This window comes from Hyalangium versicolor, from assembly GCF_020103695.1.
GTDB lineage: Bacteria > Myxococcota > Myxococcia > Myxococcales > Myxococcaceae > Hyalangium > Hyalangium versicolor.
Genome location: NZ_JAHXBF010000053.1, coordinates 18,877 through 44,734, shown reverse-complemented (window position 1 = coordinate 44,734; position 25,858 = coordinate 18,877). Strand labels below are relative to the sequence as shown.

Annotated in this window: 24 protein-coding genes; 14 read left to right on the top strand and 10 right to left on the bottom strand. The window is 67.0% G+C overall.

Annotated features, from left to right (window positions below):
• The 3 genes from KY501_RS51475 to KY501_RS53565 form a co-directional block, all read left to right on the top strand.
• Positions 1 to 1,472 (top strand): serine/threonine-protein kinase (locus KY501_RS51475; RefSeq protein ID WP_224372951.1); only part of this gene is annotated, 1,472 nt, incomplete at its 5' end.
• A 99-nt stretch (positions 1,473 to 1,571) separates the two neighbouring features.
• Positions 1,572 to 2,519 (top strand): DUF2381 family protein, encoded by a 948-nt coding sequence (locus KY501_RS51470; protein ID WP_224372950.1) that lies wholly within the window; start codon positions 1,572 to 1,574, stop codon positions 2,517 to 2,519.
• Between the two features lie 1,097 nt (positions 2,520 to 3,616).
• A complete protein-coding gene (locus KY501_RS53565) occupies positions 3,617 to 3,748 on the top strand; it encodes a hypothetical protein (RefSeq protein ID WP_255637543.1) in 132 nt (43 codons plus the stop codon).
• Between the two features lie 1,106 nt (positions 3,749 to 4,854).
• Here the strand turns inward: KY501_RS53565 and KY501_RS51465 are convergent.
• Positions 4,855 to 5,775, bottom strand: coding sequence for a hypothetical protein (locus tag KY501_RS51465; RefSeq protein WP_224372949.1), 921 nt, complete (start codon positions 5,773 to 5,775; stop codon positions 4,855 to 4,857).
• Between the two features lie 304 nt (positions 5,776 to 6,079).
• Here KY501_RS51465 and KY501_RS51460 point away from each other — a divergent pair, with 304 nt between their 5' ends.
• The 4 genes from KY501_RS51460 (at position 6,080) to KY501_RS51445 (ending at position 8,927) form a co-directional block, all read left to right on the top strand.
• Positions 6,080 to 6,610: a YkgB family protein gene (locus KY501_RS51460; protein WP_224372948.1), complete on the top strand. Its 531-nt coding sequence runs from the start codon at positions 6,080 to 6,082 to the stop codon at positions 6,608 to 6,610.
• Between the two features lie 52 nt (positions 6,611 to 6,662).
• Positions 6,663 to 7,283, top strand: a complete 621-nt coding sequence (locus tag KY501_RS51455) for a sigma-70 family RNA polymerase sigma factor (RefSeq protein ID WP_224372947.1) — start codon at positions 6,663 to 6,665, stop codon at positions 7,281 to 7,283.
• A gap of 17 nt (positions 7,284 to 7,300) precedes the next feature.
• On the top strand, positions 7,301 to 7,534 hold the full coding sequence (locus KY501_RS51450) for a hypothetical protein (protein ID WP_224372946.1): 234 nt from the start codon (positions 7,301 to 7,303) through the stop codon (positions 7,532 to 7,534).
• 1,195 nt (positions 7,535 to 8,729) lie between these two features.
• Positions 8,730 to 8,927, top strand: coding sequence for an anti-sigma factor (locus tag KY501_RS51445; protein WP_224372945.1), 198 nt, complete (start codon positions 8,730 to 8,732; stop codon positions 8,925 to 8,927).
• 908 nt (positions 8,928 to 9,835) lie between these two features.
• Here the strand turns inward: KY501_RS51445 and KY501_RS51440 are convergent.
• Positions 9,836 to 10,048, bottom strand: coding sequence for a hypothetical protein (locus KY501_RS51440; protein ID WP_224372944.1), 213 nt, complete (start codon positions 10,046 to 10,048; stop codon positions 9,836 to 9,838).
• Positions 10,049 to 10,278: 230 nt separating this feature from the next.
• Here KY501_RS51440 and apaG point away from each other — a divergent pair, with 230 nt between their 5' ends.
• Together apaG and hemH are read left to right on the top strand one after the other, a co-directional pair.
• Positions 10,279 to 10,662, top strand: coding sequence for a Co2+/Mg2+ efflux facilitator ApaG/CorD (apaG, locus tag KY501_RS51435; RefSeq protein ID WP_224372943.1), 384 nt, complete (start codon positions 10,279 to 10,281; stop codon positions 10,660 to 10,662).
• Between the two features lie 5 nt (positions 10,663 to 10,667).
• The gene (hemH, locus tag KY501_RS51430; RefSeq protein ID WP_224372942.1) at positions 10,668 to 11,765 is read left to right on the top strand and encodes a ferrochelatase; all 1,098 of its coding nucleotides are present in this window, start codon (positions 10,668 to 10,670) and stop codon (positions 11,763 to 11,765) included.
• Here hemH and KY501_RS51425 read toward each other — a convergent pair.
• Together KY501_RS51425 and KY501_RS51420 are read right to left on the bottom strand one after the other, a co-directional pair.
• Positions 11,728 to 12,663: a hypothetical protein gene (locus KY501_RS51425; protein WP_224372941.1), complete on the bottom strand. Its 936-nt coding sequence runs from the start codon at positions 12,661 to 12,663 to the stop codon at positions 11,728 to 11,730. The two genes, hemH and KY501_RS51425, sit on opposite strands and share 38 nt — an antisense overlap.
• A 56-nt stretch (positions 12,664 to 12,719) precedes the next feature.
• Positions 12,720 to 13,661 carry an L-threonylcarbamoyladenylate synthase gene (locus KY501_RS51420; protein WP_309243068.1) on the bottom strand — a complete coding sequence of 314 codons (942 nt, stop codon included), beginning with the start codon at positions 13,659 to 13,661 and terminating at the stop codon, positions 12,720 to 12,722.
• Between the two features lie 63 nt (positions 13,662 to 13,724).
• Between KY501_RS51420 and KY501_RS51415 the strand changes: the two genes are divergently transcribed.
• The 5 genes from KY501_RS51415 to KY501_RS51395 are packed head-to-tail and all read left to right on the top strand — an operon-like array spanning position 13,725 to position 19,825.
• A complete protein-coding gene (locus tag KY501_RS51415) occupies positions 13,725 to 15,155 on the top strand; it encodes a TIGR01777 family oxidoreductase (RefSeq protein ID WP_224372939.1) in 1,431 nt (476 codons plus the stop codon).
• Between the two features lie 59 nt (positions 15,156 to 15,214).
• A complete protein-coding gene (locus KY501_RS51410; RefSeq protein ID WP_224372938.1) occupies positions 15,215 to 16,162 on the top strand; it encodes an ABC transporter ATP-binding protein in 948 nt (315 codons plus the stop codon).
• Entirely contained in the window at positions 16,159 to 16,881 is a 723-nt protein-coding gene (locus tag KY501_RS51405; RefSeq protein ID WP_224372937.1) for an ABC transporter permease, read from the top strand. The genes KY501_RS51410 and KY501_RS51405 overlap by 4 nt, the downstream gene beginning before the upstream one ends.
• Positions 16,878 to 18,734: a DUF4350 domain-containing protein gene (locus KY501_RS51400; RefSeq protein ID WP_224372936.1), complete on the top strand. Its 1,857-nt coding sequence runs from the start codon at positions 16,878 to 16,880 to the stop codon at positions 18,732 to 18,734. Before KY501_RS51405 ends, KY501_RS51400 begins: the two co-directional genes overlap by 4 nt.
• Positions 18,731 to 19,825, top strand: coding sequence for a DUF4340 domain-containing protein (locus tag KY501_RS51395; RefSeq protein ID WP_224372935.1), 1,095 nt, complete (start codon positions 18,731 to 18,733; stop codon positions 19,823 to 19,825). The genes KY501_RS51400 and KY501_RS51395 overlap by 4 nt, the downstream gene beginning before the upstream one ends.
• Before the next feature lie 46 nt (positions 19,826 to 19,871).
• Here the strand turns inward: KY501_RS51395 and KY501_RS51390 are convergent, their stop codons facing one another.
• The 6 genes from KY501_RS51390 to KY501_RS51365 all read right to left on the bottom strand — a co-directional run bounded on the left by KY501_RS51390 (position 19,872) and on the right by KY501_RS51365 (position 25,858).
• On the bottom strand, positions 19,872 to 21,113 hold the full coding sequence (locus KY501_RS51390) for a hypothetical protein (protein WP_224372934.1): 1,242 nt from the start codon (positions 21,111 to 21,113) through the stop codon (positions 19,872 to 19,874).
• Between the two features lie 279 nt (positions 21,114 to 21,392).
• The gene (locus KY501_RS51385) at positions 21,393 to 22,256 is read right to left on the bottom strand and encodes a hypothetical protein (protein ID WP_224372933.1); all 864 of its coding nucleotides are present in this window, start codon (positions 22,254 to 22,256) and stop codon (positions 21,393 to 21,395) included.
• Positions 22,168 to 22,962 carry a hypothetical protein gene (locus KY501_RS51380; protein WP_224372932.1) on the bottom strand — a complete coding sequence of 265 codons (795 nt, stop codon included), beginning with the start codon at positions 22,960 to 22,962 and terminating at the stop codon, positions 22,168 to 22,170. Before KY501_RS51380 ends, KY501_RS51385 begins: the two co-directional genes overlap by 89 nt.
• A gap of 115 nt (positions 22,963 to 23,077) precedes the next feature.
• Positions 23,078 to 23,773 (bottom strand): GvpL/GvpF family gas vesicle protein, encoded by a 696-nt coding sequence (locus KY501_RS51375; protein ID WP_224372931.1) that lies wholly within the window; start codon positions 23,771 to 23,773, stop codon positions 23,078 to 23,080.
• A 7-nt stretch (positions 23,774 to 23,780) separates the two neighbouring features.
• Positions 23,781 to 24,173, bottom strand: coding sequence for a response regulator (locus tag KY501_RS51370; protein WP_224372930.1), 393 nt, complete (start codon positions 24,171 to 24,173; stop codon positions 23,781 to 23,783).
• A complete protein-coding gene (locus KY501_RS51365) occupies positions 24,170 to 25,858 on the bottom strand; it encodes a PAS domain-containing sensor histidine kinase (RefSeq protein WP_224372929.1) in 1,689 nt (562 codons plus the stop codon). The genes KY501_RS51370 and KY501_RS51365 overlap by 4 nt, the downstream gene beginning before the upstream one ends.

The following is a 25,858-nucleotide window of genomic DNA, read 5'->3' as shown; positions in this document are numbered from 1 at the left end:
TGAGTGGCTGCGAGCAGGCGGCTCCGGTGACGCGAGGGGCGATGCCGCCGGGCACCTGGGAGTACCGCAGCCCCGAGGCCTGGCGCTTCATGCGGGAACATGGCTTCAAGCACGGAGCGCGGTACCGGCCCAGGCCAGCGGATGACATGTACGCGGTGGGGGTGGTGCTCTACTGGCTGTTGACGGACGACGTGCCCTTCCCGGTGGAGAATCGTGAGCATGTGGATGGGGTGCTCAGCCGGGCGCCGGTGCCGCCGCACGAGCGCAACCCGCGGGTGCCGCGAGAGCTGAGCGAGCTGTGCCTGAAGTTGTTGGCGAAGCAGCCTGAAGCCAGGCCGGACGCGGCGGGGTTGGAGCGGGGCGTGGACGAGTTGCTCGCGCGACAGGTTCCGGAGTGGGGAGAGCCGCTGTGCGAGCCTTATGTGGAGCCCCTTCTCCCCCCGGCGAGAGCTGAGGACATGGACGAGGAGGAGGAATGGGCGAGGGTGCCTTCCAGGCCGCGGCGTGGCAAGCGGCCGGTCCTCCCGGTGGCGCCGAAGCCGGGTCGTGTGGCCGTGCCACCGCGGCTCCCGGGGCCTGAGGATGTGCCTGCCGTTCCCGCCGTGCCACCTTTGCCTGCGGGAGACGCCGCTCCGGAGTTGCCCGTGGCTTTCGTCCAAGCTCCGGCCCGCCGGGCCTTGCCGTGGCGGCGCCGTATAGCGGAGGTGGCTGTGGTGAGCCTGCTCCTGATGCTGGGAGGGCTCGCCGCGTGGCTTGCTTCACGGGGGCACGGGTTGGCTTCGGCGCCCTTATCGGAGAGTTCCACGGCCGAGACGTCCGCATCCCAGAGCCCCCTGCTCAGGTGGGATGGAAGCCTGCCTACCTGGGAGAGCGGTTGGAAAGTGGCGCCTCCTCTGAAACCACCGGAAGCTGGGCTTGAGGCCCCTTTCGAAACCGAGGGGGCTCCCACCGCGCCCGTGGCCGCTGGCGCCACGGCTCAAGAGCCTGAGGCTTCCGTGAAGACTGAGCAGCAGAAGCAACCCAAGCGCCTGGGGGCCGCGAAGAAGGCGGCGGCCCTGCTCATCACCTGCACAGCCCCCGCCTGCACCGGGCCTGGCGCGGAAGTGCGCCCGCCTCCGGTGACAGCTGAACCGTGTCCACCGGGATCGCTGCAAGCCATGGAGCAGTTGGGCATCCGCATCGGCAAGCGGGCGGATGGGATCTTCACCTGGCACAAGGGACCTGTGGGGCCTGTTCCCATCAAGGAAGGGTGGACGACGCTGCGCATGGGCGATGACCTCGGGCAGCTCGAGGTGCCGTACCAGCTTTCGGGGCGGATCATGCTCTCGGAGAAGCGGGCATATGGGCACTGGGTGCAGGCCACCAAGGATGGCAAGACGTACCCGGTCTGCCTGGAGTCGAACCAGCCACGGACGGATGAGGGCGAAATCGAGTCCACCGTCGGCGTGGAAGCAGTGCGCGAGTTCGAGTGAGGCCGCGCGAGCAGGGCAGGCGTGGCGGGGCGCTGAGGCGTGGTAGAGCCGACGTGGCAGGACACGTTGCCGCCTGCCACCCTAGGAGGTCACCTCGCCGTGCTCGCCGCTCTGCCGCTGTTGTCCGCCGTGCTCGCCGCCACGCCCGGGGTGGAGGCTGCTGCCAGTCCACCGGACTGTGAGACCGCACTCCAGCACTTGATGCTCTCCGCAGAGTCGAGTGCGCCGCCCGTGCTCTGCCTCAGCCCAGACACAGCCACCAGCCTGCTCTTCGACACGCCGCTGGAGCCTGGAGCGGTGGAGGTACAGGCCACGGAGCAAGAGGTGCAACTGGTGCAGGGCCGGACGCTTGTGACACTCCTTCCCACGGCGCTCCTGTTGCCGGGAGAGTGGCGCAAGCTGACGGTGCGCTTCGGAGATGGGGCGGTGCCAGCCGTGGCCATGGTGCTACTCTATGTGCACCCGGCCCGAGCGGCGCGGCAGGTGGAGGTGCAACGCAAGCCGCGCACGGTGGAATCCTACCAGCGTGAGGTAGCCGAGCAAAAGGAGCAGGTGCGCCAGTGCCAGGAGGAGAACCTCCAATTGCGCGCCTCCCAGGGCAAGCCTGAGGGGCTGCGAGGCCTGGTGAGTGAGGGGCTCATGGGTGGGGACCTGGGCGGCGTCGCCTCCGAAAACCTCTCCCTTCCCCCACGGCGCTACACCGTGCGCAAGGGCAGCGTGCTGGAGCCAGCGAGGGTGTGGAGCTACCGCTCGGGTACGCGGGTCGCGGTGGAGCTGAGGCTGCAACTCCTCTCCGGAGAGCCGCCCTGGGTGGCTGAGGGCGCCACGCTGGTGGATGCGCACGGGCGCGAGCTGCCGGTGCTCCCGCCCTGGCAGGCCGAACCGATCGCGTTGGGGAAACTCCAGAGCGTGATGGTGGAGGCCGAGGTCTCCAAAAAGGAAGCTCAAGGCATCTATACCCTCAAGCTCTGGGAGGCGGGTGGTGCGCGCAGCGTCGCGGTGGAGGGCGTGGTCTTCCCTCCAGCACCGGGTTCAACTGCTCACTAACTCCGCTACCAATCCGGGCGACATCCCAAGAGCGAGTCCGGCTCTTGCTTCCGACACCGAAACCCCTCGGCGCAGACCGCAGGGCCCTGGGGGTCGCAAGCGGGGATGCACTTCCAGCCATCGCAGACCTTCCCGGCGGAGCACCGAGGAGAATCCTTGCGGCACAACTCGACACACCAGAGCCACGCCTTGCCGGGCTGAGCCGGGGTCGGGAGCATGTGGCATTCCCGGCCTTCGGGACAGGGTGTCTGCTGGCAGTTGTCGCCATACACGTGCTCGCACTGGGAGGACCCCTCATCAAATCGGAGGCACTGCTGGCCTTCGGGGCATCCTCGTTTCTCGCAGGTGGGCAGACACGCGGGTTCGGGTGTGGTGTCCGCGCAGAAGGAGCCCTCGGGACACTGTGCTGGATCGCCTGGCTGGCAGGGGCGGGCGCACCACCCATCCTTTCCCGCGCAGATCAGGTCTGCTGCACAGGCACTCTTCTGGTCTGAGGGGATGTCGTGACAGCTCTCGCCTTCCTGGCGAATGCCCACAGGGGTGCAGACGCGCACGAGCGGTCCATGCTCTTTCGTGGCGAACTTGCGGCAGACCTGGCCGTCTGGGCATTGCGCATCATGGGTGCACTGGCTGTCGGTGCAATACCGGCGATTGTACCGGGCGGTGTACAGACAGCCGAGGGGAGGCTCGCACTCGGCACTCGACTCGCAGTCACGCCTATAGGTCATCAACCGCGCGCGCTGCTCACTGTCGAGCATGGGGCTGATGCGCTCCTCTGCCTTCACTACGGGCCCGCTCACAGGTTGAAGCAGGGCTCCCAGTAGCAGCACGAGCGGTAGTGATAGAAGTACACCCGCGCAGATCCCGAGTGTGGTGCGCCAGTTCACCCTCCACACCGCTCGCATTCCTTCCTATCCATCTGAGGGCCATGGCACACCTTGTTTTTCCACTCCTCTGAGCAGCGCGTGAGTTCCAGCAGATTCTCTTGCGAGTCGTTGTGGATGGCCTTGCCCACGCGGCCGTCCTTGCCGAACTCCGAGGGGCAGCCGCTCAGTACCAGGACTGAAAGGACCACCGCTCCCAATAGGAACCACCGCATGAGTCCTCCCACGAGCGACGTTCGACGTTACCAGCGCGGCTTGCGCAGCGTCTACGCCACGGCGCGCAGAATGCGGGGAATCCTCGGATCCGAGGCGCAGCCGCCTCTGCGGCTGCTGCTGGACGAGTGAAGCTATTGCTCGCATACCGGGGGCGGTGGAATTCCCTCCAGCACCAGATTCAACGGCTCACTGACTCCGCGTCTACCCTTGAGCGTGGAGGGGACCGCGGTAGTCGTACTCTTTCCATACTACTTTAGGTGGCATCCCCTCCTCTTCGCCATTCCATATCTTAGCTGAACTCTGATTCTTGAGGTCAGACTTCTCATGCGAGGCGAGAATGGATTGCAAGTTGATGCCCTTGTGTTGCGTCGTGTCCGTTCTTCTCATTGGGTGCCCTGGAGGGGAGGAAGGACCGCAAGGGCCCGCTGGCCCCAAGGGTGACAAAGGCGACCCTGGCCCGCAGGGACCGCCGGGGCCCAGGGGGGACACGGGGGCTTCAGGGGCGCAGGGTCCTAAAGGCGACAAGGGTGATCCTGGCCTGCCTGGTGCAAAGGGCGACACGGGTGCCCAAGGGCCCCAGGGGCAGAAGGGCGACACGGGGTTGCAGGGACCTCCTGGGCCTGGCACGTTGTACGTCACAGACAAAAAAGTCTCAGATCTCCGCGCCGTGTTCGAACCTTGTGATGCAGCAGGCATTGTCATCGCAGGTAGCAGCGGAGGCCTCGCATTCTCGACTTTCTGCAATGCGGCCGTCAGTCGGTACTGTCGAACGATAGGGTATTCGACAGGCTTCGGTCCTTTTGAATACAATGGACAAACCGGAGGAGTCCAGTTTGCTTGTGTGAAGTAATTCCATCCAAGGTCGCGGGCGGCCCTGCACCAGACGGCTGCCGTGCCTGTCGCGAAGCCTGAGGGGCAGTTGGCAGTGCCGACGTTGCCGTACTCCGCACCGGGAGCTCCCGAGCGCGCTACGAACTTGTTCGCTGAGGCGCACTCGGCGGTGTTGCTCACGCATCGGCTGGTCGTCGTGGAGGAGTCAAAGTAAATCTGCTCCAGGCTGTTCGACATCGTGTCATTGATGACGATGTTGTTCTTGACGTGGGTCCCATCAGCGGAGCCACGCATCCAGATGGTGCGGCCACGTATCCCCGAGGAGCTCGAATCGTAGAGGTGGTGTTAATGGCGCCATGGAGGGAGAGGGGCGCCGTGTAGCTCCACAGCTCGGCTTCATTGAATCAGTAAAAGAATCCTGCAGGCAGCTGGTTCGCTGTGTTCGCAGTGAAGTTGGCGATGCGGAACGACCAAGGGGTGGAGGGTGCGGTGAAGATATTGGCAACGAACCAGCTTGCCTTGTGCGCTGGCTGCGTCAGCCTCCACCATCCCCAGCCGGCTGGCGGTGTATCCGGAAACTCGGTGCCTTGCAGATCCTGCGCCACGACCGTTCCCCCCAAGAACGAGACTTGGGTGATCTGGTATTTGATTCGCCGGGTATTCGTGCCCGCGTTTTCAACGGCCACTTTGACAATATACGTCTGATAGTCTTGGAATATCGCGTTCTTGCATGCACCGACTTCATTGGAGGGATTGGCTCCGAAGGGAGCCCAGAAGTGCTCGACCGCAACACCTCTGGACACACCGTTGCAGACGGACCCCAGGATGATCCCATCTCCATACGCATGGGGAAGGACCGTGCCATACGCAGGCGTGTACGGATCGAGCCCGCTCCCGGTGAAGGGGATGAATGCCCGGGCACCAATCGCAATATGGCCGGCGGGGTTCACTGAAAAGAAGTTACGGGACTCGAACACGAACGACACGTATTGGACGGGCGCATCTCCTCCGTAGGCGTCACTTGCGATGGAGCCTCGAACGATCTGGCCGCCACCGGATGGGGCTTCGACGGTTCCAGAAATCACCGTCTGAGGGGTGATGAACTGGATACTCCCCTCCTTACACGAAGGGTCGTTTTCAGGCAGATCGTTGGGACAAACGGTCAAATAGCCGCTGGATGGACCCCATACGGCACCGGGTCTGTTTCCAGAGAAGGTAAAGAAGGTGGCACCCGAGAACGTATTGATGCCATCAGCAACAGCCGCCAAGGGCAGAGAAAAGACCGACAGCAAGAGTAATCTCTTGCAGAGAGCGTTCGTGAGCATCACATGCCTTCCTTTCCAACCTTCAAGCGTCTGTGCGATGCACGTCCATTGCGGCTCGATCACCCTCAGCAACAGACGAGAGAGGGCTTTGAGAACAGGCCGCAGGCGACGTGCTCGCCGAGCAAGCAGGCAAACTTCCCGAGGCCAAGATGGCCGCTTTCCCGGCGACTCCACTCCCAGCCCAGGGCGAGGTCCCGAGGCTCGCAGAAAAATGCACGAGCCCAGGTAAGACTCTCCGGGCTCATCGCCTCCTCTCTGGTGGAAGGGGCGGATTTTCCGCCTCCGCCTCCGCAGGGGTCAGCTCATGAGCAGCGCCACCACCTTCAATGACGACAATCTCCCGACCCGCCGGAGTGCGAGCCGGCTCTCGCTGGCCCGCCTGGCTCCTCTTCTGGAGTCCACGGGTGGTGGCATCCTGCGCTACGGGCTGGTCGGCATCCTCCTCTACCTGGGGGCGTTCAAGTTCACCGCTGCGGAGGCGCAGGCCATCCAGCTGTTCGTGGCCTCCAGCCCCTTCATGGGCTGGCTCTATGGGGTTCTGAGCGTCCAGGTCGTCTCCAATCTGATGGGCGTGACGGAGTTGCTCGTCGCGGCGCTCATCGCCCTGCGCCCGATCTCCCCTCGGCTTTCGGCGATTGGAGGCCTGGGCGGCGCGGTCATCTTCCTGACGACGCTCAGCTTCCTGTTCTCCATGCCGGGAGTGTGGGAGCGGGTGCCTGGCTTCCCCTTGCCGATGACGAGCCTGGTGGGGGCCTTTCTGCTCAAGGATCTGTTCCTGCTGGGATCTTCGGTATGGAGCGCGGGCGAGTCGCTCCGGGCGGTCCGGAAATCCTGAAGTGCCCGTGCGGTGAGGTCTAGAGTGGGCCTCTCCTGGAGCGACGCCATACATGGAGTCCGCCGCTGAACGCACCAACGCGGACTGGGTGAGAGTCCTTGCCCAGCCTGACCCCGAGGGCGATGCCGCCCGGGCGGAGCTGCGGGCGCTCCTGGTGCGTGGCCTGCGACGGGCGCTGGCGAAGCGTGAGGCGCGGGCTCTCGAGCTGGTGGAGGACTTCGCTCAGGAGGCCCTGCTGCGTGTGCTGAGCACCCTGGAGGGGTTTCGGGGCGAGGGACGTTTCACGAGCTGGGCGATGGCCGTCGCCATGCGCGTTGCCTTCAACGAGCTGAGGCGGCAGCGCTGGGGCGAGGTCTCGTTGGACGCAGTGCATCCCGTGGCGGGTCCCTCACCCGAGCTGCTCATGGATCCGGCGCCCACCCCAGAGCAGGAGACCGCGCGTCGTGCCATCCTGGCGGCCCTGAGGCGCGCGCTGGAGGAAGAGCTGACGCCCCGGCAACGACAGGTACTTGTTGCGGAGCTCCAGGGTATGCCGCAGGAGGAGCTTGCCCGCCAACTTGGTACCAACCGCAATGCGCTTTACAAGCTGGGGCACGACGCCCGGCGTAAGCTTCAGCGAGCGCTGGTGGAGGCGGGCCTGTCCGCGACCTTCATACACTGGGCCTTCGACTGATGAGTGGAGCCACGGAGATGGCACTGAGTCCCAAGGATGTGAAGGCGCTCGTCGAGGCAGCGGTGGAAACCCGCGACGTCGAGATCGGCTGTGACGATTGCCTGGCCCAGGTGGCGGACTACGCCGAGCGACAGCTCGTGGGGCATGAGGTGCCGGAGGCGCTCCGCTTGGTGGCGCACCATCTGCAGGACTGCCCCGAGTGCCACGAAGAGTACGAGGCGCTGCTGGATGCGCTCCGCGCCGAGACATAACCCCTGAGTCCACTACCAGTCCGGGCGGCACGCCCAAGGCGAGTCTGGCCAGGGCTGTCGGCATCGATACCCCTCGGCGCATGATGCAGGAGCCTGTGGGTCGCAAGTGGGCAGGCATTCGTAGGCGTCACACACCGTGCCAACGGGGCAGGGTGGATGGTCCTTGCCGCATTCTGCGATACATCGCAGCCACACCTTTCGGGGGTGCGCTGGGTTCGTGATCGGGGAGCAGAAGTTGTTCTCGGCACAAGGTGTCTGCTGGCAGTTGGTGCCATACACGTGCGCGCACATGGAGGCGCCCTCACGGAACTGGATGCACTGTTCTCCTGCGGGGCACCCTTGTTTCTCACAGGTGGGCAGACACGCGGGCTCGGGCGTGGTGTCCGCACAGAAGAAACCCTCAGGGCACTCCCCGGGTTCACCCGGGTGGCAAGGACGGGCGCACCAGTAGTCCTTCCCGGCGCACAGCAATCCCACAGCACAGGCGCTCCGTTGATCGTCCGGAACCCTGAAACAATTCTCGCCCTCCTGGCGCACGCCTGCGGGAGTGCAGATGCGCACGAGGGGGCCATGATCTTGCGTGGCGAGCTTGCTGCAGACCTGACCTTCGGAGCACTGCGCATCTGTGGTGCACTGGCTGTCGGTGCAGTACGCGTGCCCGTACCGGTATTCATAGAAGCAGCCCAGGGGAGGATCGCACTCGGCGCTTGAGTTGCAATTCCGGCCGTATGTCATCAACCGCGTGCGTTGCGCGATGTCGAGCATGGGGCTGATGCGTGTCGTTACCGGCTCCACGGGGATGAACTCTGGGCGGAAGAGGGTCCTCAGCAGGAACACGAGAGGGAACGACAGGAGCACGGCCGCGCAGACGCTGAGGAGCGTGCGCCAGTTCATTACGGGCACTTCCTACATTTCTCAGGATCCTTGCTGGGTCCCTCGCACACTTCTTTCTTGTACGCATCCGAGCAGCGCCTGATGCCAAGTTGATTTTGCGCATCCTGGTGGACGGCCTTGCCCACGCGGCCGTCCTTGCCGAACTCCGAGGGGCAGCCGCTCAGTACCAGGACTGAAAGGACCACTGCTCCTAATAGGAACCACCGCATGAGTCCTCCCACGAGGGACATTCGACGTTACCAGCGCGGCTTGCGCAGCGTCTACGCCACGGCACGCAGGAAGCCACAAACGAGCGGGCTTGATGCTGGTGGTAGAAACCCGCGACGTCGAGATCGGCTGTGACGATTGCCTGGCTCAGGTGGTGGACTACGCCGAGCGGCAGCTCGTGGGGCATGAGGTGCCGGAGGCGCTCCGTCTGGTGGAGCACCACCTGCAGGACTGCCCCGAGTGCCACGAAGAGTACGAGGCGCTGCTGGATGCGCTCCGCGCCGAGACGTAGGCGGGGCTGCGGCATTCGATGGCACAGCGGTTAGAAGTTGGGCTCGCATGTATAGGGCCCCTCTGATGCGAGCTGAGCGCAGTGATAACCTTCGCCGCATACATGCGGGAGCTCGGGGGAGCAGGCGGTTCTGCACTCCCCCCCGTCACAAATCCTCCCAGCCGCGCAAGGAGGGGAACCCTCTCCACACCGCTCGACACACTCCATCCACACGTATCCTGGACGCGAATGGTTATAGCGCACGCCGCATACCTGAGTGTCTGGGCAGGGCGTCTGCTGGCAATTGGCGCCGTACACTCGCACGCAGGCGGAGGCGCCTTCTTCGTCCCGAATGCAGGACTGTTCCGCTGGGCAACCGCTCGCTTCACATGTGGGTAGACATACTGGCTCTGGAATGGTGTCGGCGCAGAAGAAATTCTCGTCACAGGCAACTGCGGCTCCCTTCTGGCACGGTCGTGCGCACCACCCCCCGTGTCCACCGCATAGCAACCCGGCTTTGCAGGCGGAGGCCTGGTCCAGCGTCAGGGCGAGGCAGCGCTCCTTTTCCTCTCGCTGCCCCCTGGCAATGCAAAACCTCACCAGTGGACCGTCATTATCCGTGGCAATGGCCTGGCAGACCTGTCCTTCCGGACATTGTGCGTCGGTCGTGCAGAGACTGTCGGTGCAGTAGTGCTTGAAGATTCGTGTGTCCCAAACACAGCCCAGCGGAGGATCACATGGCTTGTTGGGGCCGCAGGTGCGGTGGTACGTGCTCAGGCGCAACGCTGATTCTGTATCCAGCACTGGGCTGATGCGTCTCCCCCCGAGGCTCTCTTGGGGTACCGCAGGATGCAGAGCACCGCTCAGCAGCACGAAGACCGGCAGCAGCAGCAGCACACCCGCAAGCACGGCAAGGGCCACCCGCACGATCACTCTCCACAGTGGTCGCGGCACATCTGAGTGTCCTTTTTGTAGCCACCGCAGTATCGCTCGTACTCATCCTTGTCGCAGTGGTGGCGAACGAGTTCGAGCATGTCCTTCTTGGTGGCCCTGTTGACGCGGCCGTCCTTGCCGAACTCCGAGGGACAGCCGGTCAGCGACAGCGCCGCAAGGGTTCCTGCCGCCACCTGGAGCCATCGCATCAGTCCCTCCCGTGAAGGAGCAGCGACGCTACCAGTGCGGCTTCCGCAGCGTCCATGCTGCGGAAGCCAGGTGTCCCTCGGGCGCACCGGGTGCTGACTCGCCCGCATGGCCTCCCGGGAAGGGGAGAACCCCGGCTCGCCGCGTTCAACCTGCCTGGACCTCGGGGGAGCGACCGCCCCCCAGGTGTTTTCCTTGCAACCCGGGCAGAACCCGGCCAATTGTGGGGAGCATGTCCACGACAACCACCGAGGGCATCCGCATCACGGTGAAGCCCGCCTTCTGGCCTGAGCGAAGTGCCCCGGAGTCCGGGCACTTCGCGTTCATGTACACGGTGGAGATTTCCAACGTGGGCACCCAGCCGGCGCAACTGCGCAGCCGTCACTGGGTCATCACGGATGCCAATGGGCGAGTGGAAGAAGTGAAGGGCGAAGGCGTGGTGGGCAAGCAGCCGAGGCTGGGGCCCGGCGAGCGCTTCGAGTACACGAGCTGGGCCATGCTCCGCACCCCGTTCGGCTCCATGCGAGGCAGCTACCAGATGGTCCGGCCCAACGGGCAGCAGTTCGAGGCCCGTATCGGTGAGTTCGCCCTCACCCTGCCCAACGCGCTGCACTGAGGCCCATGCCCACTCCGAAGAAGGGGTTGTTGCTCGTCAACCTGGGCACGCCCGATGCGCCGCAATCCGGCCCCGTACGCCGCTACCTGCGCGAGTTCCTGAGCGATCCGCGCGTGCTGGACATCCACCCCGTGGGGCGCTGGTTGCTGCTCAACCTCATCATCCTCCCCGTGCGGCCGGCAAAGAGCGCTGAGGCCTATCGGAAGGTCTGGACGGAAGCGGGCTCGCCCCTGTTGGTGCACAGCCAGCAGCTCGCGGCCGCCGTGGCCCAGCGCTTCCAGGGCGAGTACGAGGTGGAGCTGGCCATGCGCTACGGCAACCCGTCGCTGCCGAGCGCGGTGCAGAAGCTCCGGGCGCGTGGGGTGGACGAGTTCATCGTCATGCCCCTGTATCCCCAGGAGGCCGCGTCCTCGTCCGCCTCCACCCTGGCGCGGGCCTACGAGGTGCTGGCCGAGGCGTGGGATGTGGCTCCCGTGCGCGTGGTGCCAGCGTTCCACGATCACCCGGGCTTCCTGGACGCGTTCGCGGAGGTGGCCCGGCCCGTCATCGCCGAGGCGCGCGCGGACCACGTCCTCTTCAGCTACCACGGGCTGCCCGAGCGCCACATGCGCAAGAGCGATCCGTCCGGCCAGCACTGCCTGTCCAGCGCCAGCTGCTGCGACGTGCTCACGGACGTCAACCGCCACTGCTACCGGGCGCAGTGCTTCGCCACCACGCGCGGGCTGGCCTCGCGGCTGGGGCTGTCCCCGGAGGGCTACACCATCTCCTTCCAGTCGCGCCTGGGCCGCACGCCGTGGATCAAGCCGTACACGGATTGGGTGCTGCCGGAGCTGGCGCAGCGGGGCGTGAAGCGGCTGGCGGTGATGTGCCCGGCCTTCGTCGCCGACTGCCTGGAGACGCTGGAGGAGGTGGGCCTGCGCGCGCGGGAACAGTTCCTCGCATGCGGCGGCGAGTCGCTGACGCTCGTGCCCTCTCTGAACGCCCACCCGGCGTGGGTGGACGCCGTGGTCCGCCTCGTGAGAGAGGCGGACGGAGCCGGCGCGGCCGCGACTGCTTCGCCTCGGGCTACTGCAGCTCCGCGGGAGCCGAGTCCAGCGAGGTGAGCTTCAGCTTGAGCGCTCCGGGCGGAACCTGCGTCGGGTTCTTGTCCGGGGATGCCGGGGTGAAGCCCTCCGTCTTCGAGCTGAGGGTGCCCTCCCAGGAGCGCCAGCGGCCCGCCTTCACCAGGAACTCGCCCCGCCCGGTGAACGTCACCTCGGTGGTGACGTTCCGCTCGGCATTGGCGGGATGGTCCTTCCCCGGTTCCTTGCCCTTGCCCTTACCCTTGCCCTTGTCCTTCTCGGGCTTGAGGGGAGACGTCTCCGCGGCGTCCGCCGGGGGCTCCGAGTTGCCAGGCGGGAGGATGCCACTGATGCGCTCGAGCAGATCGTACTCGAGCGTCGCGACGCGATCGTCTCCCTCGGGGGTGATCGAGGCGAGCTTCACCGTGTTGTGCCGCTCCGCCTTCTTCTGCACGAAGTTCCGCCCCAGGTTCTCGGCGTCCACCAGCGTGGTGCCCAGCGACCAGGAGTCCCCCACGCTCACAGCCTGCTTGGGCAACTCCAGCACCAGCGTGGCCACGTTGCGATCCGAGGCGCCCAGCCCATCCAGGATGAAGCCGCGCTCGCTGAGGGTGCCTTGATCCTGGGTGGGCTTGGAGCCCTTCGTGGCCATCCGCAGGGTCAGGTCTCCCTGATCAGGACGCTGGAGGACATAGAAGGTGGCTGCCTCGGGAGTCCCGTCCAGGCGATAGGCCACGGGAGTGCCCTTGGCCAGGTTCCAGCGCAGCGTCACCTTGTTGGGATCCGTCGGCGCGGCGCCCGTGGGCTTGGGCGCATCGGTCTTGGCCGGCTCCTTGTAGTCGGTGGGGCGGGGAATGGGCTCGAGCTGTCCGGGCGGCTTGTCGTTGCAGGCGGCCAGGGCGCCCAGGGCGAGGAGGAGGCTGATCAGACGTCGCGTCACGGCGATACGCTCCTTACGAGCAGGCAGAGGCGGGATATCGGAGAGTGGGCGGCGCATCAAGCTTCCGGGGGCCGTGGTGCCGCGGCACGGGCGAGGCGATCCCTTACCGCCATCCCCAAACCCTGGGCCGGAGGCAGGCACGCAATGAGCATGTCCAGCCCCGCCTCGTCCGCCTCGCGCAGGCGCAGATAGAGGAGGCGCGCGGCGCCGGCCGGATCCTCGGGGATGTCGAAACGGGGGAGATCCCTAGGGAGGGTGAGGTTGACCGGACCGAGCACGCCCACCCGGAGCCCCTGGCTCCGCAGGGCCTCGGCGCGGGGAATGGCCTCGGAGGGCTCCACGAGCACCACGCCCACCCGAGGGGCATAGTGGGAGGCCAAACTGCCGGAGACCCGCACCGTTGACGCAGTGCGTACCGGGACGGGGCATCCCAGGACGCGTTCGAGTTCCTCGGCCGCCAGGCCTCCCGGCCGGAGGATGGTGGGAGGGCCGGAGCTGAGATCCACGATGGTGGACTCGACCCCCACCGTGCACGGGCCGCCGTCGAGGATGAGGTCCACCTCGCTGCCGAGATCCTGGCGCACATGCTCGGCGGTGGTGGGGCTGACGCGGCCGAAGCGGTTGGCGCTGGGTGCAGCCAGTCCGCCCCCAAGGGCTCGGAGCACGGCGAGGGCCACCGGGTGGGAGGGGACCCGGAGCGCGACGGTGTCCTGGCCACCGGTGACGGCATCCGTGGCGCGGGGCGTGCGCGGGAGCACGAGGGTGAGTGGACCGGGCCAGAAGGCCTCGGCCAGGCGCCGGGCCTGCTCGGGGATGTAGCTGGCCCAGTCGGGCAGGGCCTCGACGCCCGCGAGGTGGACGATGAGCGGGTGGGTGGCGGGGCGGCCCTTGATGGCGAAGACGCGGCGCACGGCCAGCTCGTCCTCGGCGTTGGCGGCCAGGCCATACACCGTCTCGGTGGGCAGGGCGACGACTCCGCCCCGCTGGAGGATTTCCACTGCGCGATTCAGAAGCTCCGGAGTAAGCATGCGCGTCCTGCACTGTCGCGGCCGGGAGGGGTCATGGGCAAGTCGTTGATGTTCGACGCTCGCAGCCGGATGCCAGTCGCGGCGTCGGAGCTGTTCGCCTGGCATGCCCGCGAAGGGGCCTTCGAGCGGCTGGCGCCCCCCTGGGAGTCCGTGGAGGTGCTGGAGCGCAGTGGCGACGGCATCCGTGAGGGCGCCCGGCTGGTGCTGCGCACACGCATCGGGCCTGTTGCGCCCAGGTGGGAGGCACGGCACACCAAATATATCGAGGGCTCGCTCTTCCAGGACGAGCAGGTGTCCGGGCCCTTCGCGCGCTGGGTGCACACCCACCGGTTCTGGCCCGAGCCCCCCTCGTCCTCCGTGCTGGAGGACGAGGTGGTGTACACGCCGCCGATGGGGGTGGCGGGCCGGGCCTTCGGGGGCGGCATCATCCGGCGCAAGCTGGAGCGGATGTTCGCGTACCGGCACGCGGTGACGCGAGAGGATCTCCGGCGGCACGCGGCCTTCTCCGGGCAGGGGCCGCTCACGGTGGCGGTGACGGGCTCCACGGGGCTGATTGGCGGTGCGCTGGTTCCCTTCCTCACCACGGGTGGGCACCGGGTGCGGCGGCTGGTGCGAGGCCGCCCGAACGCCGAGCGCGGAGACGTGGCGTGGAACCCCGCCAAGGGCGAGCTCGACGTGGCGGCCTTGGAGGGCGTGGACGCGGTGGTGCACCTTGCGGGCGAGAACGTGGCCCAGCGGTGGACGCCCCAGGCCAAGGAATCCATCCTCCGCAGCCGGACCGAGGGCACCCGGGTGCTGTGCGAGGGCCTGGCCCGTCTCCAGAAGAAGCCGAAGGTGCTGGTGTGCCTCACGGGCACCGGCTTCTACGGCAACCGGGGCGACGAGTTGCTGACGGAGGTGAGCGCCCCGGGCGAGGGTTTCCTGGCCAGTGTGTGCCTCGAATGGGAGGCGGCGACGGCGGCTGCGGAAGAAGCGGGCATCCGCGTTGTTCACCTGCGCACCGGTGTCGTGCTGGACGCGCGCGGAGGCGCGCTGGCGAAGATGGTGCCGCCCTTTCTCATGGGCGGTGGAGGCCCGGTAGGAGGCGGTCAGCAGTGGATGAGCTGGATTGCGCTGGAGGACGTGGTGGGCCTGACCCACTTCGCCCTTTTCACCCCGGAGCTCCGGGGGCCTGTGAACGGGGTGTCGCCCCAGGCGGTGCGCCAGGGGGACTTCGCGCGGACGCTGGGGCGGGTGCTCTCCCGGCCGGCGGTGTTCCCGCTCCCGGCGGCGGCGGTGCGTGCGCTCTTCGGGGAGATGGGCAAGGAGACGCTGCTGACGGGCGCCCATGTCAGCCCCGAGCTCGCCGAGCGCCACGGCTACCCCTTCATGCTCCCGGAGCTGGAATCCGCGCTGCGCTTCACCTTGGGGCGCACGACGCAGGGGCTCCAGTTCACGCACGGCCCCGCTCCCGAACAACCTTGACAATTCTCACCGCTGCTTGAATTAAGACGCGCTTTTTTGGCGGGTACAGAGGGTCCCGGATGATCCAGGTCGAAGGGCTCACGAAGTACTACGGCGAGCATGTGGCGATTCGAGACCTCGCCTTCACCATCAGCAAGGGCGAGGTGATCGGCTTCCTCGGCCTCAACGGGGCGGGGAAGACGACGACGCTGAAGATCCTTGGGTGTGTGCTTCTGCCCACCTCGGGACGCGTCGTCATCGATGGGTACGACGCTGTGCGCGATCCCCATGAGGTGCGCAAGCGGATCGGATTCCTGCCGGACACGCCGCCGCTCTATGACGAGATGACCGTGGGGGAGTACCTCGCGTTCGTCGCTCAGCTGCGCGGGGTTCCGCCGAACGAGACGCGTGCTCGCGTCACCGAGGCGGAGGAGAAGACGGCGCTGCGCGAGGTAGACGGGGCGCTGATCTCCACTCTCAGCCATGGCTACCGGCAGCGCGTGGGGGTGGCGCAGGCGCTGGTGCACCGGCCCGCCTTCCTCATTTTGGACGAGCCCACCAGCGGGTTGGATCCGGCGCAGATCCGCGGCATGCGCGAGCTGATCCGCAACCTGAAGGGCACGCACACGGTGCTGGTCTCCAGCCACATCCTTCCGGAGATCAGCGAGACGTGTGACCGGTTGCTCATCGTCCACAACGGGCAACTGGTGGCGCAGGGGGCGGAGGAGGAGCTGGCGCGCAAGCTGGGCGGCGGCTCCATCGAGGTGGAGGTTCGCGGGGAGAAGGCCAAGGCGGTGGCGGCGCTGGAGGGCGTGGGGCCGGTGAGCGTGGCGTACGAGGACAACGGCGTGGTGGGCCTGCATGTGGAGGCCTCGCCGGAGCTGAGGCCTCGGGTGGCGCAGGCGGTGGTGGGAGCGGGGCTGGAGTTGCTGCGGCTGGACCGGGGCGCGCAGCGGCTGGAGTCCATCTTCTTGCGGCTGACGCAGACCAGTGGAGCAGGGGCCAGGGCCCCGGAGGTGGCATCGTGAAGGCGCTGCTGATTGCCCGCCGCGAGCTCGCGGGCTACCTGCGCACGCTGAGCGGCTACATCATCCTCGCGGCGATCCTCGCGTTGAACGGGCTGTTCTTCAACGCGTTCGCGCTGGGCAAGGCGGCCGAACGCTCCGCGACGGTGTTGTCCAACTTCTTCTACTACTCGAGCGGCTTCACCATCGTCGCCTCGGTGTTCATCTCCATGCGCCTGCTGGCCGAGGAGCGTCAGGCGGGCACGCTGTCGCTGCTGTACTCCTCTCCGCTGCGGGACAGGGACATCGTCCTGGGCAAGTACCTTGCGGGGCTGATCTTCCTGGCGTTGTACCTGGCGTGCACGCTGTACATGCCGCTGCTCATCCTGGTGCACGGCAAGGTGTCCGTGGGGCATATCTTCGCGGGCTACCTGGGGCTGCTGCTGCTGGGGAGCGCGTCGCTAGCGGTGGGGACGTTCGGCTCGGCGCTGGCGCGCAACCAGGTGATGGCGGCCATCCTCACGGCGGTGATGCTGGTGGCGCTCATCCTCTGCTGGCTGGTGGCGCGCATCGCCGAGCAGCCGCTGGCCAATGTATTCAGCGCCATGTCGCTGTGGAACCAGCACTTCCCGCCGTTCCAGGCGGGTCTGGTGCACCTGCGAGACGTGGCCTACTACCTCGTGCTCACCTACGCGGCGCTCTTCGGAGCCACGCGGGTGCTCGAGGCGCGGAGGTGGCGATGAACTCCCGTGCGAGCAGTCTCCTTCTGAGCATTGCCTTCGCCGTGGTGTTGGTGGTGGGCCTGATTGCCGAGCGCATTGCCGGCGCGGGCACCGCGCTCACCGCCACCGTGGTGGTGCGCACCGTGCTGTTGCTGGGCATCATCGTCTGGGGCGGCGTGAAGCTGTCGCAGGCCAGCGCCGAGCGGCGCGTGCTGTGGAGCTGGGTGCTCCTCTGCTACGTGGTGGGCTTCGTGGGCCTGCTGCTCTTCACCGCCCAGTCGGAGCTGGGGGCGCGGGTGCTGGGCACGCCGCTGTCGCAGACCTCGCCGAAGCTGGCGGTGACGTTCCAGGCGCTCTTCCCGGCGCTGCTGGTGCTCTCGCTGGTGCCGCTGGCGCTGCTGGAGTCCTCGGCCGCGGCCATGGTGCGCGCGCCGGTGCTGGAGACGGACCGGGCGCGCGGGGCGCTGTTCTCCGGCCTGGGGACGGCCTTCGTGCTCATCTTCTGCTTCTCGGCCATGTACGTGGCCACGCAGCGGGATGTGTCGTGGGACTTGTCCTACTTCCGCACCGCGAAGCCGGGTGAGTCCACGCGGAAGATCGTCCGTGGCCTCACGGATCCGCTGCAGGTGACGCTCTTCTTCCCGCCGGCCAACGACGTGGGCGAGGCGGTGGCGCAGTACTTCCGCGAGCTGGGCCAGGAGTCTCCCCAGCTCCAGGTGGAGCAGCTGGATCAGGCCGTGGAGCCGACGAAGGCGCGCTCCCTCGGCGTCACCACCAACGGAGTCGTCGTCCTCTCGCGCGGCGAGCAGCGCGAAGTCTATACGGCGGGGTTGGATATCGACCGGGCGCGCGGGCAACTCTCGCGGCTGGATCAGGAGATCCAGAAGCGCCTGCTCACGGTGGCGCGGCCGCGCCGCGTGGTCTACCTCACCGAGGGCCATGGCGAGCGCAGTGATGAGCGCCCCATCCCTGGGCAGACGGCGCGTCCGGGCATCTCCCAGTTCAAGGAGCTGCTGCGCGGACAGAACGTGATGGTGCAGACGACGAGCGCCGCCCAGGGCCTGGGTTCCGAGGTGCCGCGCGATGCGGCCGCGGTGATCATCGTCGGCCCGACGAAGGAGTTCCTCCCGGAGGAAGTGGCCGCCCTGCGCGACTACTTCACCAAGGGCGGGCGGCTGTGGATCGCGCTGGATCCGGACGGGCCGTCGTACGAATCGCTGTTGGCGCCGCTCGGGGTGAAGTTCCTGAACACGACGCTGGCCAACGACCAGGTGTACTTCCGGGCCACGCGTCAGCAGAGCGACCGTGCCAACCTGGGCACGGCGAACTACTCCTCGCACCCGTCCATCTCCACGCTGGCGCAGCTGAGCGGGCAGGCGCCGGTGGCCTTGCTGAACGCGGGCGCCGTCGAGCCGATCACCCCTCCGCCTCCGGGCATCACGCAGGACGTGGCCATCCGCTCGCACGAGGCGACGTTCCCGGACCCCAACCACAACTTCACCGCGGATCCCGGCGAGCAGCGCAACACGTGGCCGCTGATGGTGGCGGTGGAGAAGAAGGATACGGGCAGCAAGGACTCGGGGCGGGCGGTGGTGCTGGGAGACTCGGATGCGCTGGCGGATGGTGTGCTGGCCAACCTGGGCAACGCGTACCTGGCGCTGGACACGCTGCGCTGGCTCACGGGCGAGGAGGCCATCTCGGGTGCAGTGTCCAGTGAGGAGGACGTGCCCATCCAGCACACGCGCGAGCAGGACGTCGTCTGGTTCTGGGCCACGGTGCTGGTGGCGCCCGCGATGGTGCTCGGAGCGGGCTTCTTCGTGACGCGTCGGCGTGGCCGGCGCGCCCCGGCTGTGCCGGAAGGAGGTGCGCGATGAACGCGCGAGGGGTGGCGCTGCAGGGAGGGCTCGCGGCCTTGGGGTTGCTGGCGGCTCTGCTCACCTGGCAGCGGGAGCCGGAGGGCATGCCCGGCGAAGTCACCGTGCTGGACATCTCCAAGCGGGCGCTCCAGCGGGTGCGCTACGACGACGCCACGCGCTTCGTCGAGGTGTTCCGCGAGCAGGACGGGGAGCTCTGGGTGCGGCTCGGAGACAAGCCGAAGCCGCCGCCTCCTCCCGCGGCTGCGGCCGATGGTGGGGTAGGGGATGGAGGCGTGGCGAGTGGCCCGACGGATGCGGGGACTGCGCCCGTGGCCACGACGGGGGCCGGGGATGCTGGAGTGGCAGCGGCTCCTCCCGCGCCGCCGCCTCCTCCTCCGCCGCCTCGCGAGCTGCGCGCCAACCAGACCGCGGAGACGCTGTTCGGCCGGCTCGCGCCGCTGAAGGGCACTCGGGCGCTGGGCGATCTGGACGCGAAGAAGCTCGAGGAGCTGGGGTTGGTGAACAGCCCGCGCAAGCTGACGTTCACGGTGGATGGCCGGGAGCAGGTGCTCACGATCGCGGCGCCGGCGGGTGCGGCCTGGGGCAGCCCCTACGCGCTGCGCGAGGACAACAAGGTCTTCCTGCTGGGCTCGGCGGTTCTCCCGGACTTCGAAGGCGGGATGAACCGGCTGGTGGATCGGCGCCTGCACACCTTCGAGGAGTCGGAGTACGACAGCTTCACGGTGACCCAGGGCAAGAGCTCGCGTGCCTTCGTGGTGAGCGGCAAGCCTCCCAAGGCGGTGACGGTGGCGCCGCAGACCGCGCCGGACAAGCCGGACGAGTTCGTCCACAACTGGCACGATCGCATCTGGCGGATGCTGCCCGTGGACGTGCTCGGCCGGGGTGAGGAGCCTCCGGGTGGAGCGCCGGAGGAGGTGTTCCGCGTGGACTACCGCAAGGGCACCCAGGCCCTGGGCTACCTGTCCGTCGCTCGCGGCGAGAAGGGCGAGTTCTACGCGAAGACCGAGCACACCGCGGGTTGGGTCCGCTTCCACAGCGGCCTGGAGACCGTGGTGAACGAGGCGGTCAAGGTCGCCTCGGGCACCTGAGCGTTCGGTTGCGCTCGAAAGCGCGTGCAGCGGGCTCCGGCTCGGCTCAGCGGAGATCCCCGGGCAGGCGCGGTGAGGAGAGCAGCTCCTGGAAGAGCTGCCAGCGTTTGTCGGGGGCCTCATCCGTGCCGCCCTGCCGCTCGATGAAGTCCGCCACCATGTCTCGGCCGAGGTTGTAGTTGATGACGTAGGCGCGGACCGCGTCGGCGTTGGCCATGAACTTCGTCGCACGCTCCAGGGACATCAGCCGGTACCGGGCCAGCCAGTCGCGAGCCTGCTCACGGGTGAGGCGGCCATCGAGGTAGCCGCGCACGGCCTCGTTCTCCGCGTAGTTGAGTTTGTGGGCCAGCTTCTCCACGCTCACGTAGAGGTCAGCGCGCTTGGGGTCCAGGCCCGCCAGGGGGAAGAGGACCTCGCGCAGGTACTTCGGCGCATCGGGGAAGGCCACGTCGATGCCGTAGTTGGCGCTGCCCTCGGCGATGAGCGATTGCGGCGAGAAGAGGGCATACACCGAGAACTCCACCCAGCCTCGCTCTCGCAGCAGGTGCTGCTCCAGCAGCACGTTGTAGACGTGGTGTCCGGGATAGCCCTCATGCGCCGCGAGATCGATGGCACGGGAGATGAAAATGGGCAGATCGGTGTTGATCTGGATGAGGCTCTTCGCGCTTCCTTGGTACCAGTTGTAGCCGCTCCACGTCTTGTTCGTGACGTACTCGAGCGAGATGCCCTCTCCGGCGGGCAGGGGGATATGGGCCAGCGTGCGGCGGCGGGCCTCATCGAGGGCCGTGCGGAACACGACGTCGAGCTTCTCCTTGGGGATGATGAACTCCTGGCGGAAGCGCTCGATGCGGTCCATCAGCGGGCCGGGCCCTGGGAGCAGGCGCTCCAACTCGGCCTGCACTTGCTCGAAGTGCTCCGTGGTGTGCACGGGAGCGCGGGCGTTGTAGAGCGCCTGGCTCTCCTCGTCGAAGCTCAGCTTCTCTCCACGCAGCAGCCGCGCCCGGGTGGCGAGCGAGTCTGTCTGGCGCAGGAGATAGCTGCGGCGCAGTGCCAGCATCTCGTCCGAGGAAACGGGCACGGCCTCGAGCTCCGTTACCAGCGCGGAGGCCCGCGTTGCGAGTTCCTCGAGAGAGAGGGGTGAGGCCTTGGCCTCCTCCGCCCAGGCCTTGGGGCCATAGTAGGCATCCACGTAGTTGGAGTCGTGCTGGCCGAGCGCGAGCACCAGCTTCACGTAGCGCTCGGCGCATGCATCGAGCGGCGAGAGGGCAGGGGAGGAACTGTCAGTCATGGCAGACCCACGGGAGGCGCAGCCAACAGCCATCACGGTGAGCAGGAGGAGCGAGGCCAGGCGGGTCGGCAGGTTCATGGGCAGAGTTCACGCCGGAGTCTCAAGGAGTACAAGGGCGGCCCGCTCGGGAACACAGGAGGAACCATGAAGCCCCTCGGCCGTCTTCATGACCGGGGAGTTACTTGTCATCGACGGAGGCCTGTAGCCGATGGCAGCCATCGGTGCGCACGGGCTGCCGAACGACGACTGGCGCAAGGTCTGACTGGAAGCAGGGAACCTCTATACAGATTCGAGCAGCTCTGCGTATCGCTGGACTTTGTCCAGAACGTATTCGACGAGCCCCTTCATGTCTGCCTGTAGATGAGCTGTGAACTCGATGGCATGACAGGTTCGGCGAATGGCCTCGCTGATCGCTTCCAGCGAGTGAGTAGGGGCTCGAGTGACGGCACAGGGGGTGTATTCCCCAAGGATGAAGTCCGGTTTCACGGTCGGATGCACTTGGAAGCTGTGGCTATAGTCCCCAAGGCGCGCAGCCAAGCTCTTCTCGTACTCAACGCTGCGGCGCTGGCCCAGGTCCCGAAACCGGGTAGAGAAGTCCTTGATGGCCTCAGAATTCCAGGCAGCGGTATTCAGGTCGACATCGAGCCTCTGGGAGTTCAAGGACTGTTTCTTGATTTCGTCCGGCTTGGCGATGCTCGGGAAGAAGCGGATGACGTCGAGCACACGCTCGCCGAGGTCTCCAGGGGCAGGAGGCGTGTGGAGGAGTGCATAGGTGGCGGTCATGTCGAGCGTCACCCAGCGGAGGGCAAATTCGGATTCGACCATACGCGCTCGGCGCGAGAGGTTGGCATCCTGAGCTGTGTCGAGGACAGAGGCCCATGCGTCCTTCAGCAGCCAGACGGCATGATGGCTTCCGTAATGGTGCTCGCTCCCCTCAGCAGCCAACTCCTGGTCCTCCATGAAAGCCTTGGCGGTCAGGGGGTCTGTTCCGAGAGTGACCAGAGTGATGAGATTTTTGTTGGCGGGGCGTCCAGTGCGCTTCCGGTCAGCCTTTCTATCCGCCTCGCTGCGGAGGGCACGACCAATGGCCTGGAAGGAGTCCGTGAAGCCTTCCGCACCCTGGAGGACACGGTAGGCGGACAATCTCTTCCTTGAGTGCCGGTTGGGGAAGAGGGAGCTCGAGGAGGGTCGCCAGTCCCCGATGGGACTCGTCCAGGTGGTCTTTCAGTCGCCCCATCATCTCGGCATTGTTTGACAGCAGCAGGAAGAGTGAGCGCTGGAAGTCTCCGCGGCAGTCCTCGACGAGTTGCTGCGCCGCGGAGCTCAATGCCACGGCTTCCTTTCCATCTGCCTTGAGCCGAAGGTACTCGCCTTGAGAGAGGCCAGCCCACTCCCGAATGAACACGTCCTTGTGGACATCATCCATGACGAAGATGCGCACAGGCTGCCTGTTGTCCTTGGCGAAACGGCGTTCGTCCTTGAGCCAATCACTCTGAGGCAGGACACGGCGGAGTGCGGTGTGGTCAGTCGCGGCCTTGATGATGTCCTTCGAGCCTGGCTCGTCGGCGACGAGCGTGTGCCACAGGTTGTCGCGCTCTGGCTCGATCCGCCCCGCCCTGGCACGCTCGAAGCCCTTCTCCAACTGGAGGCTGAACAGCGTCTTGCCTGTGCCCTGAGCGCCATGCACGAGAAGCACTGCGGCGCCGTGACGGTCGTGGACTGACTTGAACGCTTCCAGGAAGGAGGACGACAGCTCTCTCCAGTGATCGAGCCGGACCCGATAGTCCTCGAACTGGCCGATGAATTCTGCCCGTTCAGGAAAGAGCAGGAGCTGTTCGTAGAGCGCCAAGGTGAAGTGCCTTCTGGGCCAATGGGGTCGGAGGTACGTACCTTACCAGCACCTTGGGCAGGAGCAGGCACTTCCAGGGGGCGTTTCTATGGCGGTATGGACAGGCTGTTATCGCCTAGATTTCAGCAGCTTCCGGCTTTGGCGGGAGGTGTGTCCGATCGGTCTCGCGCCGCAGGCGGATGTCCGCGAAGTGGTACGGCGCCCACGGGCCCGTGTACTGGAACGTGAGCAGCTCGAATTGCGCGGCCAGCGAGCGCATCTTCGCGTCGAAGGCCGCCTCCCGCTCCCGTGCCACGAGGAACGCCGCGTTGAGGATCATCCGCTCTCCAATGGGGCTCACCACCCGCACCGCCGTGGCGTGGGGCCGCAGCGCCTCCACGATGGTCCGCGCGTCGTGCTCGGCCGCCTCCTGGGGCATCAGGTCCCGATCCCAGAGCACCTTGAGCCCCAGCTCGATCTGCCCGTCCAATTGCGCCAGCACGCTCAAGAAGGCGTCATGGCCCGAGCGCAGCAACTCCACCACCTCCTGGCGCCCGGAGACGGTGAGCCCGAAGGCCGTGGGCAGCAGGGTGTGCTCGCGCATCACCGCCTCCTGCACGCGATAGTGCGCCAGCACGTTGTCCCGGGTCGGATCCGGCACGCCCACGGGCCCGGCGGACACCACCGCCGCCAGCTCCCCCTCCCACATCGTTCCCACCACCGCCGGAGGTACACCGAGCCCGATCGCGCCGAAGCTCAGCTCCACCCGCGAGCGAAGCACACCATAGACGTAGATGCCGAGTGAGCCTTCAGGCTCGGGCCAAGGGTCCATCCGCGCCTCACCCAGGCCGTGCCGCCAGCACCCGCTTCACCTCCGCCACCAGAGTGTCCGGAAGGCACGGCTTGATCACGAAGGCATCGCAGCCCACCTGAGCCCCCTCGCTCTGCGTGAGCGCATGGCCCGTCAGCGCCACCACGGGGATCTTCTTCGTGCGCTCGTCGCCCTTGAGGCGGCGTGTAGCCTCCCAGCCATCGATCACCGGCAGCGACAAGTCCATCAGGATGATGTCCGGCAGCAGCGAGAAGGCCTTGTCGAGCGCATCGGCGCCGTCGGTCGCCTCCGCCACCCGGAAGCCGGAGAACTCCAGGTACTCCGCGTACATCTCTCGTGCGTCCTGATAGTCGTCCACGACCAGCACGAGCGGCTTGTCTCCAGCCGAAGCATTCGTCATGGACGCCTCATACGTCGCGGCAGCTGCAGTGTGAAGGTGGAACCCTGCCCCGGAGTGCTATGGACGTTCACTCGGCCTCCCATCATCGCCGCCAGACGTCGGCAGATGGACAGACCCAGCCCCGTGCCGCCGTAGGCCCGCGTGGGCGAGCTGTCCACCTGTTGGAAGTCCTCGAAGATCTTCTCCAGGTGCTCGGGCGCGATGCCGATGCCCGTGTCCTTCACGGAGATGGCGACGGTGGAGGTCGCCATCTCGTACGCGGCGGAGACCTGGACAGAGCCCTCGTGGGTGAACTTCAGCGCGTTGGACAGCAGGTTGAGGACGATCTGCTTCACCTTCTGCCGGTCGTTGTGCACCTCCGGCAGCTCGGGCGCCAGGGCGGTGCTCACCGTCAGCTTCGTGCGCGCGATGATGGGGTCCATCTCCGCCATCACCTCCTGGAGCAGCTCCGGGAGCATGAAGTCCGTCTCGTTGAGCGGCATCCGCCCCGCCTCGATGCGGGTGATGTCGAGGATCTCGTTGATGACCTGGAGCAGGTGCCGGCCGTTGGAGTCGATGCGCTGCAGGTTCTTGCGCTGCTGGGGCGTCATCTCCCCGTTCACCCCCTGCAGCAGCATGCTGGTGTAGCCGAGGATGGCGTTGAGCGGCGTGCGGAACTCGTGGGACATGTTGGCCAGGAACTGCGACTTGGCCGCGCTCGCCTGCTCCAACTGGAGCGCCTGCCGCCGCAGCTTCTCGTTCTGCTCGGCCAGCTCCGCGGTGGCCGTGTGCACCTTGGCCTCCAGCTCGTTGGAGGCGGCCGTCAGCTGCTCCAGGAGCCGGGCCTTCTCCCGGGCCTCGGTCCGATCGTGCAGCAGGGTGACGATGGAGGTGGGCTCTCCCTGGTCGTTCAGCACCTGACTGGCGATGCCCTCCATGGGCAGCGGTGCGCCGGTGGTGGGATCCACCAGTGCCAGCTCGCCGCGCCAGCGCCGTGCGCCCCCGGGGGAGAGCAGGTGCGAGAGGAACGAGGACAGGTGCGCGTCGTTGGTATGCGCGCGCCGCCGGGTGGCCTCGCCGCTGTCATGCGTGGCGGCGAAGAGGCGCTCGGCCGGATCATTCATCAGCACCGTGCCGCCGGCCGGATCCGTGAGGATGATGGGGTCCGCCACCGAGTCCAGCACGAGATCCAACCGCAGCCGCTCCGAGCGAGCCTCCTGCTCCGAGGCCCGCAGTCGGCGGTAGCTCTCGCCAAGCGCCCGGGTGGCGCGCCCCAGGTCCGTCACGTTGCGCAGCACGCACACCCGGCCCGCGGGGTTCCCCGGCTCCTGCACCAGGTTGCAGTCCAGCTCGAAGAGCAGGTCCGTGCCCTCGACGGGATCCACCAGGGACAGATCGCGCCGGCGCACGGGGGAGGCGCCTCCGGTGATGGAGCTGAGCAGCGCGGTGTGGAAGAGCCGCTGGTTGAGCTCCACGGCGCGGCGGTAGCCCTCGCTGGCTCCCTCGCCGGCCACGAGCAGCTCGCGGGCGCGGGCATTGGCCATGAGGACCTGGCCCTCGGGGCTGGTGAAGAGCAGCGGGTCCGCCACCGCGTCCACCAGGTGCCGCAGCAGGGCTCGCTCCTGAGCGGCACCTGCAGGAGGCGACTCGGAGCGCTCCTCGATCCCAGGCGCGGAGGGGGGCGTCAGGGGGGCGGTGGACGGCAC